9 protein-coding genes are annotated in these 11696 nt (G+C 48.3%); 4 read left to right on the top strand and 5 right to left on the bottom strand.

Translation table 11 applies throughout. From position 1 onward, the window contains the following. Positions 1-12: 12 nt before the first annotated feature. Both AAFJ72_RS16270 and AAFJ72_RS16265 read left to right on the top strand, forming a co-directional pair. On the top strand, positions 13-4764 hold the full coding sequence (locus AAFJ72_RS16270; protein ID WP_432774743.1) for an Ig-like domain-containing protein: 4752 nt from the start codon (positions 13-15) through the stop codon (positions 4762-4764). Between the two features lie 320 nt (positions 4765-5084). Then, complete coding sequence (locus AAFJ72_RS16265) at positions 5085-5627, top strand: nitroreductase family protein (protein ID WP_122903338.1); 543 nt, start codon at positions 5085-5087, stop codon at positions 5625-5627. Positions 5628-5768: 141 nt separating this feature from the next. Here AAFJ72_RS16265 and AAFJ72_RS16260 read toward each other — a convergent pair whose 3' ends face one another. The 5 genes from AAFJ72_RS16260 to AAFJ72_RS16240 form a co-directional block, all read right to left on the bottom strand. Beyond that, positions 5769-6140, bottom strand: coding sequence for a YybH family protein (locus AAFJ72_RS16260; RefSeq protein WP_432774742.1), 372 nt, complete (start codon positions 6138-6140; stop codon positions 5769-5771). Positions 6141-6757: 617 nt separating this feature from the next. Then, positions 6758-7495, bottom strand: a complete 738-nt coding sequence (locus AAFJ72_RS16255; protein WP_122903335.1) for an amino acid ABC transporter ATP-binding protein — start codon at positions 7493-7495, stop codon at positions 6758-6760. A gap of 17 nt (positions 7496-7512) precedes the next feature. After that, on the bottom strand, positions 7513-8208 hold the full coding sequence (locus tag AAFJ72_RS16250) for an amino acid ABC transporter permease (RefSeq protein WP_432774741.1): 696 nt from the start codon (positions 8206-8208) through the stop codon (positions 7513-7515). Continuing rightward, the gene (locus AAFJ72_RS16245) at positions 8195-9031 is read right to left on the bottom strand and encodes an amino acid ABC transporter substrate-binding protein (protein WP_432774740.1); all 837 of its coding nucleotides are present in this window, start codon (positions 9029-9031) and stop codon (positions 8195-8197) included. Before AAFJ72_RS16245 ends, AAFJ72_RS16250 begins: the two co-directional genes overlap by 14 nt. Before the next feature lie 77 nt (positions 9032-9108). Further along, positions 9109-9927: an amino acid ABC transporter substrate-binding protein gene (locus AAFJ72_RS16240; RefSeq protein ID WP_122903333.1), complete on the bottom strand. Its 819-nt coding sequence runs from the start codon at positions 9925-9927 to the stop codon at positions 9109-9111. Between the two features lie 316 nt (positions 9928-10243). Here AAFJ72_RS16240 and AAFJ72_RS16235 point away from each other — a divergent pair, with 316 nt between their 5' ends. Together AAFJ72_RS16235 and AAFJ72_RS16230 are read left to right on the top strand one after the other, a co-directional pair. Then, on the top strand, positions 10244-10645 hold the full coding sequence (locus AAFJ72_RS16235) for a hypothetical protein (protein WP_432774739.1): 402 nt from the start codon (positions 10244-10246) through the stop codon (positions 10643-10645). A 16-nt stretch (positions 10646-10661) separates the two neighbouring features. Further along, positions 10662-11600, top strand: a complete 939-nt coding sequence (locus AAFJ72_RS16230; protein ID WP_432774737.1) for an AEC family transporter — start codon at positions 10662-10664, stop codon at positions 11598-11600. Positions 11601-11696: the final 96 nt, after the last annotated feature.

Genomic DNA, 11696 nt, shown 5'->3' with positions numbered 1-11696 from the left:
GACGGGGTTCGTTTGAAAAATAGGTTTTATTATAAATGGCTAATTATCGTTTCTAACATCATCCTGGTAGCCGGTTTAATGCTCCCGTTTATTTCTACAGTAGAAGCAAGGAAGTTGGCCAAAGATGCTCTAGCTGCACAAGCTAGCGAAGAGGTCAATTTATTGCAAAATGCTGGTTTTGAAGAATATACAGGTGAAAATGGTATTGCAGACGAGTGGGAAGTTGCTCAAGACGAAGTGACAACTGGGGAGTTTCAAGTAGTCAAATCGCCAGTTGCATCTGGGAACTTTGCTCAAAAAATAGCGGGAACAGGTATTCCAAAAGGAAAAGAAATTAAGATTTTCCAGAAAGTAAAGATAGAAGGCGATAAAGCGTACCGATTGAGTGGAAGCTTACGAGCTGCATCATTGAGTCAATCGACTGTAGAGCTTGGTATCGAGTTTTTCGACAAAGAAGGAAATTCGCTTGATAGTCAAAGTGTCCAGCTTGAAACTGATCCTAAAGACGAATACGTGTTGGTAAGTAAAAGAGGAACGACTCCTCTCGATGTAGACCATGCCAAAATTTATTCCTATCTAAAAGCAACAGATGATGGGGCAGATGGAACCTATTATGTAGATGATCTGAAACTGACATACGAGACAGAAGACACGCAGAGGGAACCGCTTGCGACACCTGCAAATTTCAAAGCAAACCCTACAGCTTCACGTGTTGTTCTTGAATGGGACGAGGTTAAGGGCGCTGTCTCCTATGAGTTGAAACGAGATGATACCGTTGTTTTTACTGGAATCGAAACTAGATATGCAGACAAAGATTTGCAACCGGAAACGGAGTACGTTTATTCTCTGTTAGCACGAAACGAACAGGGAACAAGTGAAGCGGTAACACTACGAGTAAAAACAGAAAAACGAGAAAATGAGTTGCCAACATCCATCAGCGTCGAACCCGTATCCGTATTTCTACAGACTGGTGGGGCACAACAGTTACGAATCAATGTACACTATCCAGACTCTGCTGCTATTAATGTTACAGATAAAGCTGTTTATCACATCAAAGAGCAAACAATAGCCAGTATTAGCGAAAGTGGGATCGTTACAGGCCTAAAAGAAGGATCTGCAACGCTTACAGTCAGTTATTTAGAGCAAAAATTAGAAATGGAAGTAGTCGTTCAGGACAACCCCGTTCCATTGACGGGGATCTCACTCGAGCAGAGCGATGTGTCGATGGTACCGGGAGCTGAGGAGCAACTAAAGGTTGTTTTTCAACCTGATAATGCAACAAATAAGCAATTGAAGTGGGTCTCCAGTGATGAGTCGATCGTCACTGTTGATCCAACCGGTAAGATAACTGCTCAAGCAATTGGGGATGCGAGTGTGACAGTTACATCCAATGATGGAGGCTTTATAGCTTCTGTAAACATAGTAGTGCAAGAAGGCTCTGAATGGATGGAACTGTTGAAGAAGTCTGGTGAAGAATACAACTGGTACAATTTGGATCCGTATCGCATACTGGATAAGCTCGATGAGCTTAAAGAGACATTGCCGGATGAAGAAGTTACGTTTGCAGATCATGAAGGGAACATGGTCACAGACAGCGTAAGCTCAATATTGGCAAAGAAAATGGATGCATACGAAAAAGCCCTTTCGGGAAGCATGATCTCCATTAATCGTTATAGTGGAACAGAGGTTTCTCATTCACAACTGAATTTGTTTAATAGCCTTTCCGCATATTGGAATACGTATGGGGAAGAACTATCAGAAAAAGAGCGGAAGAAACTAAAGCAGCAAATCACAGATTTACTGATGCTAGAGTTGCAACAACTGGAGGCAATTAAAGAGGATGCTACACAGTATGCTGATAACCTCGTAAACGCTGGGAAACAAGTGGATACTGAATATATAAGATCACTGGAAGAATTCCAAGGTTCTTGGGAAACGCTTTTAGGCGAATTGAAAAACGGAACGATTGTACAACCGCTGGAAAAAATCCAGAATCTCATGGATACTGGATCGAATCTGTTAGCTTTTTATGATTTGGACTATAGAATGGAAAATCTGGATAAAGATTCAGATAACGATGATATACCCGATCTAATCGAGCTTACCTTCAAAACAGATATATATTCCGGAGACACGGATCAGGACGGGTTAAGTGATCGGGAAGAGATTGAAAATGGTCTCGATCCAACGCTAGAGGACTCCAATGGCGACGGCATTCTAGATACCGATGAAGACGACGATCTGGATGGATTGTCAAATATAGAAGAAGTGAATTTAGGTACGAAGCCTAATAAAGCGGATACAGATAATGATACGATTCTTGATGGGGACGAAGTAAATAAGTTCAATACCTCTCCGACCAATTGGGATTCAGATAAAGATGGAATTTCTGACAAGCGAGAACTTGATTTGGGTTTAAACCCATTGCGTATAGACAGCGACGGTGATGGGCAGCCTGATTCAAAAGTTAGGATTACCGACAAAATTGAAATATTTGATGAAGAACAGGAGAGTTTTAGGGAAGGAGGGGTGATGCCTGAGGTTACGATTGAAGGTTTTCCACAAACGAAGGAAAACACGATGGTGACAGATGCATCTGTAAACCCTTTTGTCAAAAGAACTCCTCATATGATCGGACACCCTGTCAATTTGGAGATTGTTGAGGATTTTGAACAAGCGACATTGAAACTAAAACTCTCTGACAAGTGGAATCATATTGATATGCAAAAACTTGCTGTCATGCATTACGACAAAGAAAAGCAAATTTTGAAAAAGGTTCCCCATACAGAGAGAAATCAAGCAGAGCGTACGATCACCGCGACTGTCAATAAAGACGGTTATTATGTACTGGTCGACTATGAAGCTTGGAAAGCACTCCTGGATACGCCATATGATCCAGGTAAACCAACTGTAATCCGTGGAAAAATCGAAAATTTTGCTGTGGCAACTGCTTACGTTGTAGGAAATCAGAGTATTTTCAACTACGGAACAATCGACAGGGCTCAATTAGAGGAAGCAATCCGAACGGCGGTGATTCCGCCTGATTTGGTGAAGGGGCAGGCATTTCTCAATCAAGCAGCAAGTCCATCCTATATCTCCAGTGCAATCGATCAGTTGGCAGCTAACGAATCTTTGAAAGATAAGTGGAAAGTATTATTAATTGCTTCCACGGAACAAAATCTTGCAGACCAGAATCTAGCATCTGCAATCGAGAAGGCAAATGCTCACCAGATTATCATCTTTACGTATTGGACCTCTGATGAATCAGGCAGTGGAGAATGGAGTCTGCAGCAATTGGCTGAAGAAACAGGCGGACAATATGCAAAGAGCGATTTGCAAGATGTAACTCAGTCTGTACCTATTCTGAAAGCTATGTGGGAATCTGTGGTTGCTCAAGAAGATATCGACCAGGACGGGATTCCAGATCGGGTAGAGAAAGAAGGAATTCGACTTGGAACATTGGAGCGAGTTATTCTCTCCACTTCGATAGAGGATGCGAATGGTGATGGAAAAATTGACGGTTTAGATTCAGATGGAGATGGGTTACTGGACGGCTTTGAGATGGGTTACACCGATGCAAACGGGGTTGCTCTAGAAGAAACGAAGGTAACAGAGCATCAGGAAGAAGACGAGGTAAGGCTGTTTTCGAGAAGCAACAAAACAAATTCACCCCCCAAGAAAAAGAAGAGTGTAAGTAATAGGATAGAATATTATGATCCACAGAATTGTTGCGACAATGATCCGATCAAAAATAAAGGCATGTATGTTAAGACTAGCCCAGGATGGATTTTTCAGACTACCAGGGAGTATTATAACGTAGACTGGGCATGGTATGAGTTTTATCTAGATAAACTCCCTTGGCGTAGTTTGGTCATAAAAAAGCGAATTGCACATCTCAACGAGGAAGATATTCCAGAAAGGGTTAAATACAATTCGCATTATATTTATCTGAACAAGGAGTTACAATATTGGCTCAATCAACTTGACCAAGAAATCCTGGCTGGTGGGGGGCGAGGGGGAGGCTTCTTTAAAAAGCTCATAAGAAATGGCATGAAAGAGTCTGAACTGCTGGAAGGGCCATGCATCGCTATTTTATTTATAAAAGAGTTTGGACCTAATGAGCTACACAAATCTACAAGAACCATGACACGAGATGGGATTTTGAAGACGGTTCTAATCGAGGATGTCGCAAAAAAAGAGAAAGTTCTAATGAAGGAAGTTGTGCCAAAAAATTTTGAGACAGTTGAAGATTTTTTGATAAATGTAAATGGGCAAGTAAAGGGATACCAAGATGCTGTGGAGTTTAGAAAAGTGGTTGAAAACGTAAATATTTACCTGAACAAGCCTTCATCATTGGGAACTGCCAGCATTATTAACAAGGATAAAGCTGGTCTAACTGTATCTGGTCCCTATATGGTAAGTTACGATGTCATAGGCTTTCCGATCTTTAAAGATTACGTTAGATTTACAGCTAATATCCCTGAGACTATGTACATTGCCAAAGATCATATTCAATTTACCGAGGCTGCTAAACAGTTAAAGAAAGCAATCGAGTCTGGAAGTCCTAAAGTCAAAGGAACTTTTACCGCTGCAGAAAAAAAATTAATTGATGACGCTGCGGCAGGTAAGAATCAGGGACGCATTGCGGGTTACACTTGGCATCATCATCAGGTTGAAGGGAAAATAGAACTGATACCAAATATTGTTCATAACAGTGCCCGTCATACAGGCGGAAATGCAATTTGGGGAGCGTCAGTGAGATAGAAACGGGCTGCAGTAGTTGGAATCAACGAAGGCAGGCGGGTTCTGTGCTTTGATGTGAAAAAAGCAGGTGAAGAATCGTTTTGAGGCTGTGCAAGTTTCTTTGTATGTCTAATTAATCTAAGTAGAAAACTTCATCTAATGGCACGAAAAAATAGGTGCTAAAGATGAAGTTTTTCTTTTTATTGTTTGAACTATTCCCCTTGAATGTGAAGTATATTTTTGCATTTTTTTTCTTGCTTTTCCGCCAAGCAAGCGCTAACATATGATACTGATAACCATTATCACGAAATGCTGATGTCCATCCAAAGAAGGTGAACCATATGTCCATTGCCAAAGTCATTCGCGAGCGCCGCTCGATAAAAAAGGGCTATAAACCGGATGCCGTGCCGGAGGAACTTGTACTGGAGCTGCTGAATGATGCCGTGTACGCACCGAACCACGGTTTGCGTGAGCCATGGCGCTTTGTGTTTGTGCCGTCTGAGAAAAAAGAAGCGTTTGTCGAGAAGCTGATTACCGTCTATCCGCCGGAAACGCACGAGGCACGCCGAGAGATGTACAATCAGCCAGCGGCTTACCTGATTGTCATCATGAAAGAAGACCCGCGGCAAAAGCAGTGGGAGGAAGATTTCAGCGCCGTTTGCGCCCTGATTCAAAACTTCCAGCTCCTGGCGTGGGAGCGCAATCTCGGTGTCGTCTGGAAAACAAACGCGCACAACTGGGACCCAAAAGCGCATCAGATTCTGGGCGTTGCCCCAGGCGAGAAAATCGTCGGCTTTTTGCACCTTGGCTTTTTCGACGAGAAGGACGTGCCGGAAGCTCGCCCACGGACGCGGGCGGAAGAGAAATTTACGCGGTTTGAATAAGTGCCGAGCGAAGCGAAACCTCCCCGCAGTCAAGGGGAGGCTTCGTTTTGTCTACCTAAGCCACTGCAACCCGATAACAACAGGTGCGATTGTGCTCGCAGAAAGAATCCTTCTCTTGCTTCTCCCTGCAACTTCTCCCCCTTACTCCGGATTGCCGCTCAAATGCTCATGAATCAGCTTCCACTCCCCAGACGCTGTTTTGACAAACACATTCGTGGCCCGGCCGCTCCCGGAGACGAATTTGCCGTTGGAATAGCCTTCGTACCGGTACGTGTACAGACAGGTCGCGGATTGCTGGTCGACGCTGATCCACTGCACGTCTGTCGCGGCGTACACCTCTTCCCGGATGACGTCCCAGGCGTTCTCGAAGTAGCGGCGGATTTCATTCATGGACGTGCAAGTCTTGTCTGAGAACCAGTAGACAGCTTGCGGGTGCAGCACCTTTTCCACGTTTGAAAAGTCGTGCGTGTTCGTAGCGGCGATGTATTGCTCCAATGCTTGCTGATAACCCATGGCGAAAACGACCTCCCCGACGAATTTCAGGAATATTTCTTCTGTTTGCTATTGTAAAGGATTTCCTGACCACGCACCAGTCCAGGAAAAAAAGCCCGCCCGACTGGAAGGGGGCTATTCGGGCGGGAATGGAGGACGTAACGTCCATCGTAGGGTCTGACAATATTATCATAGAGCGGACATGTTAAGGGAGAGTAGAGGCAGCATAAAGCATTTGTTAAAATTTGGGCGGCGGACAGATGAAGAGGGCAAGCACCTGTTTTTTTTTATTTTGCCGATCAACTAGACAGGCATCCATGCGGACAGCTAGTGGTTGTCATAAGCTGAAAAGAAGGGCTGGCCTCTTTGCAAGGTCAGCTCTGCGCTACGACGTGAGAAGAGAGGAGAGGAAAGCCATGGGATGCAGGCGTGGTTTCGGCTTCGGAGGTGGCGGGTTTCTTTGGATCATCCTCATCATTCTCCTGGTCACTTCTTTTTGGGATGATTAAACACTGATAGGCACTACAAGCAAAAAAGACTCTGTACACGGCTTTTCGAGCCTGGCAGAGTCTTTTTTGTACAAAGATAAGCTTCGTAAATGGCCTGGCGCAATACGGCTTTCTCGCTGCTTGAGAGCGTTACGCCTTCAAATGCTGCAAAAACTGGCGCGTGCGCTCCTCGCGCGGCGAAGCGAACAGGCTGGCGGGGGTATCGCGTTCGACGATGACGCCCTGGTCCATGAAAATGACCTCGTCGGCAACTTCGCGGGCAAAGCCCATTTCGTGCGTAACGACGACCATTGTCATGCCTTCCTGGGCCAGTTCTTTCATGACTTTCAGCACTTCGCCGACCAGTTCGGGATCGAGCGCAGAGGTCGGCTCGTCGAACAGCATGACTTGCGGGTCCATCGCCAGCGCACGGGCAATCCCGACACGCTGCTGCTGGCCGCCGGAGAGCTGTGCCGGGTAATGGTCGAGCTTGTCGCCGAGCCCTACCTTGGACAGCAGATTGGCAGCTTTGGCCCGCGCACTTTCTTTGCTTTCCTTTTTGACGGTCACAGGGCCTTCCATGACATTTTCCACGGCGGTCATGTGCGGGAACAGGTTGTAGCTTTGAAAAACCATCCCTGTCTGTTTGCGCAGCCGGGAGATGCTTGCGCGCTCGACTTTTTGCGAAAAGTCCAGCTTGACATCACCGATCTGCACGCTGCCGCTGGTCGGCACCTCCAGCGCATTCAGGCAGCGCAGCAGCGTTGTCTTCCCGGAGCCGGAAGGGCCGATGATGACGACGACCTTCCCTTTTTCCACGGTCAGGGAGATGCCTTTTAGCACATGCAAGTTGTGAAACTGTTTATGCAAATCCGTGATGGTAATCATCTGTGTTCACCTGCTTTTTAGACGTAGCGGTCCAGCTTGTGTTCAATCCGGTCCTGGAGAAAAGAAAGGACAAAGCAAATCATCCAGTAAATGAGTGCTGCCTCCGTATAGACGAGCAGAGGCTCGTAGGTAGAGGCGACGATCTCCTGTGCTTTGCGGAACATCTCGGAAACGAGAATGGCCGCAGCCAGCGACGTATCCTTGACCAGACTGATAAACGAGTTGGACAGAGGGGGAACCGAGACGCGGGCTGCCTGTGGAAGCACGACCCGGCGCAGCGCCTGCCAGTACGTCATTCCGAGAGAGTACGCCGCTTCCCACTGTCCTTTGTGAATGGACAGGATGGCGGCCCGCACGACTTCGGAGGAATAGGCGCCGACACTGAGCGAAAAGCCGATGATGGCGGACGGGAACGGGTCGATCATGATCCCGACGCTCGGCAAGCCGTAGAAAATGATGTACAGCTGCACCAGCAGCGGCGTCCCGCGAATGAGCGATACATAAAAACGGGCGATGCCCACCAGCGGCTTGATGCCGGACAGGCGGGCCAAAGCGGTCAGGACGGCGATAATCAGGCCGAAGAAAAAAGAAACGATGGCAAGTGTCAAAGAATAGAGCAAGGCTCCTTTCAGAAGAGGCAGAAAGGAGCTTTGCGCAATCTCGATCCATCGGTTCAGGCGTTCCGGGTTGTCAAAGAAGTTACTTAGAAACATCTGCACCAAACCATTTCTCGGAAATTTTTGCGAGGGTACCGTCTTGCGTCATGTCATCCAGCGCTTTGTTGAACGCGTCAACCAGCTCGGTGCTGCCTTTGCGGAAGAGGAACCCGTTTTTTGCTACATTCGGATCTTTTGCCACGATTTTGATCGGCGTATCCGGCTTTTGCTTGAGGAAGTCCAGAAGCGACAGGCCGTCGTTGATCGTGATGTCGACACGTTTGGAGGTGAGCAGGTCGATCGCCTGGTTGAAGCCTTCTACCGCGACGATTTCTGCGCCGTTTTTCCGCGCGATGTCCGTGAGGTTGCTCGTCAGCGTTTGCGCCGCTTTCAAGCCCTTGATGTCTTCAAAGCCGTTGACGGTCGTGTTGTCCTTGTGGGTCACAAGCACAGCCGTCGATACGGTGTATGGATTGGAAAAATCGTATTTTTCCTGTCTGTCCGGGCGGATTCCCACCTGGTTCGCCACGACGTCAAAGCGCTTGGAATCCAGTCCGGCGAACATCGCGTCCCACTGGGTTTCCTGGAACACAGGCTCAACGCCGATCCGCTTGGCGACTTCCGTTACCACCTCCACGTCATAGCCGGTCAGTTTGCCAGACTGGTCATGGAAGGTGAACGGAGCATAGGTGCCCTCGGTCCCGATCAAGATTTTTCCGTCCGCTTTTACTTTTTCCAGCAGGTTTTGCTCTGTCTTCTCTTCGCTCGCTGCTGGAGCGGGTGCTGCATTGTTTTGTGGTGCCTGGGAAGAAGAGGACCCGCAGCCGGCCAAAGCGACCAGCAAAGCAGAGGCGAAAACGGAAAACAATATTTTTTTCATAAAGGAACCCCCACTAAACCAATATGTTTTTGATTAGAAACATACTAAAAGGGACAGACAATTTTGTCAACGAGCGATTACTTCGTGATGTCTTCGCCGAACCATTTTTCCGAGATGGATTTCAGAGTGCCGTCCTGCTGCATTTCATCCAGCACCTTGTTGATTTCGTCTGCCAGTTCTGTGCTGCCTTTGCGGAACATGAATGCGGTAGGCTGGCCTTCTTCGTTTTTGCTCACGATTTGAATAGGCGTGTCCGGCTTTTGTTTCAGGAAGTCGAGCACGGACAGGTTGTCGTTGATGACGACGTCGACGCGTTTTTGCGCGATCAGGTCAATCGCCTGGTTGAAGTTGTCGACGGCGACGATTTCCGCTCCGTGCGAACGGGCGAGGTCGGCGTAGTTGCTGGTCATGGACTGGCCGGCCTTCAAGCCTTTGATGTCCGCGAAGTCTTTTACAGTTGTATTATCCTTGTGTGTGACGAGAACGGCGCGGGAGATCGAGTACGGCTTGGAAAAATCGTATTTTTCCTGGCGGTCTGGGCGAATCCCTACCTGGTTGGCAATCACGTCAAAGCGCTTGGAATCCAGTCCGGCGAACATGGCATCCCATTGGGTTTCCTGAAATACAGGTTCGACACCAAGGCGCTTGGCGACTTCGGTTGCAACCTCGACATCGTATCCGGTCAGTTTGCCGGATTGGTCATGGAACGTAAACGGCGAGTATGTACCTTCCGTCCCGATGACGAGCTTTTTCTCCGCTTTTACTTTTTCCAGCAGGTTTTGCGCCGCGGCTGGCTGTGTTGCATTATCGGATTGGGAAGGTGCGCCAGAGCTGCTGCAGCCAACGAGTCCCAACAACAGGCAAGAGAGCAGAGTGGAGAAAATGACTTTTTTCATGATGCAAATCCCCTTTATGTTGATCGAATTTTCATGGATTCATAGTAGTAGGCGAATCGGGCTTTGTCAATCATAAAAATCGCAATTCCGATTATATTACTATGAATTTGTTTTTGTGAACGGGTTCCTTCTATCAGGATTCTCCAATTGCACCATGGCTATGTGTGCGGCAGAAGCTGTTGTGCAAGTAGTGGTTGAGCTAGTGGACGAAGATAGCGTACAATGAGTACGACCTCGGGCATTTGCCTGCTTTTTGGTGAGAAAAAAGGATGAAATAGATGCGACAACAACGAACCGATAAAAGGAGTCAATCAGCATGTTAAACGACTGGCGTATGTATACGGATGCAAGCAAAACAGAGCAAAAGCACGTAGCCTGGCATGAAGTGTTGAGGGAAATCGCGCAGTTGGACGGCGAGAGCCGAACGCTTGTGCATGCGGCGTACGGCGACCATGTGGATTTGGTGGTGGCTGGCGGAAACAAAGGCAAGGTGCTGGTTCAATGGAAGGAGCACGAGCCGGGTGAGCAGCATTTCGTGCTGACTACAGGCGAGCAGAGTGCAGTGATGGCGTCGCTTGTCATCGAGGGCGACGAGGCGGTGTTCCCGATTTCCTGGTGCATCCCGCTGGAAAAGGCCGTTCCGGTGTGCGGCGATTTGCTTCGAACATGTGACAAAGGCGAACCGCAAGAGCTGCAGTGGCAGCCTGTGGAAGCGTAAACGGGGGAAGCGGGCGATGGAATTTCAAACGTTGCAGCAATCCGTCCTCATCATGGCCGTCATTATCGGCATCGGTAGCCTGATCGGTTATCGCCAGCCGCTGACGGCCGATTCCCGTCAGCTTGTCATTACGATCATTGTTAATGTGGCGATGCCGTGCATCATTTTGGACGGGATTTTTCGGACGCAAATCGACCAGCAGCTTTTGGTGCAAATTTTTGCAATATTCGCCATTTCGGTCATCTTGAACTGTCTCGGCATTTTTCTTGGCTGGGCCGGGGCACGGGCGCTGCCGCTGCCTGCGAAAAAACGGCGTGAAATCGCCATTCTGTCCGGGCTTGGCAATACAGGCTTCATCGGGCTTCCGCTGTGTGCCGCCTTGTTCGGGCCAAAAGGCGCCTTGCTGGCGGCGATCTTTGACGCTGGCGTGGACGTTGTGCTCTGGACGGTCGGGGTAATGATGCTTCAGGAAAAAGGCTCGTTTTCGCTGAAAGGGTTAAAAACGCTTGTCAATATTCCGATGTTGGCCATTGTGTTCGGGCTGGGCTCCGCTCTCGTCGGCTTTGCCCCGCCGGAGCCGGTCAAGCAACTGTTTGGCACGCTGGCGAAGCTGGCTTCGCCGCTCGCCATGATGTATATCGGGATGCTGCTTCCGCTGTTTTTGCGCAACAAGCCGCAAGTATCCCTGCCGCTGCTCGGGATGCCGCTGGCCTTCAAGCTGTTCGTCTTTCCGCTGCTGACGGCCTTGCTGCTGTCGCTTTCTTCGCTGGACAGAGATATTGTCAGCGTCACGCTTGTACAGGTAGCCATGCCTACCTTGACGCTCGCCTCGATTTTGTTTGGGCGGTATAAAGCGGATGAGGAAATGGGCGCGATGACGACAGTGTTTTCCACACTGCTGGCGCTGTTGACGATTCCAGCCGTTTTGCTGATGGGAAACTGGCTGCTGCACTGATTTTTTGCCTACACCACGAGATCCGGTCCTGCCGCAGATGGCAGGCCGATTTTTTTTTAGGCACTCGCCCTGAAACGAATAAGAACGAGGGAAAGT

The organism is Brevibacillus gelatini (assembly GCF_050920745.1).
Taxonomy (GTDB): Bacteria; Bacillota; Bacilli; order Brevibacillales; family Brevibacillaceae; genus Brevibacillus; species Brevibacillus gelatini.
This window is presented reverse-complemented; position numbering and strand designations above follow the sequence as displayed.

Coding starts and splice junctions, on each gene's coding strand:
- AAFJ72_RS16235 (WP_432774739.1), top strand. CDS start 10,244: ATGTTAAACGACTGGCGTATGTATACGGATGCAAGCAAAACAGAGCAA.
- AAFJ72_RS16230 (WP_432774737.1), top strand. CDS start 10,662: ATGGAATTTCAAACGTTGCAGCAATCCGTCCTCATCATGGCCGTCATT.
- AAFJ72_RS16250 (WP_432774741.1), bottom strand. CDS start 8,208: ATGTTTCTAAGTAACTTCTTTGACAACCCGGAACGCCTGAACCGATGG.
- AAFJ72_RS16260 (WP_432774742.1), bottom strand. CDS start 6,140: ATGGGTTATCAGCAAGCATTGGAGCAATACATCGCCGCTACGAACACG.
- AAFJ72_RS16265 (WP_122903338.1), top strand. CDS start 5,085: ATGTCCATTGCCAAAGTCATTCGCGAGCGCCGCTCGATAAAAAAGGGC.
- AAFJ72_RS16240 (WP_122903333.1), bottom strand. CDS start 9,927: ATGAAAAAAGTCATTTTCTCCACTCTGCTCTCTTGCCTGTTGTTGGGA.
- AAFJ72_RS16255 (WP_122903335.1), bottom strand. CDS start 7,495: ATGATTACCATCACGGATTTGCATAAACAGTTTCACAACTTGCATGTG.
- AAFJ72_RS16245 (WP_432774740.1), bottom strand. CDS start 9,031: ATGAAAAAAATATTGTTTTCCGTTTTCGCCTCTGCTTTGCTGGTCGCT.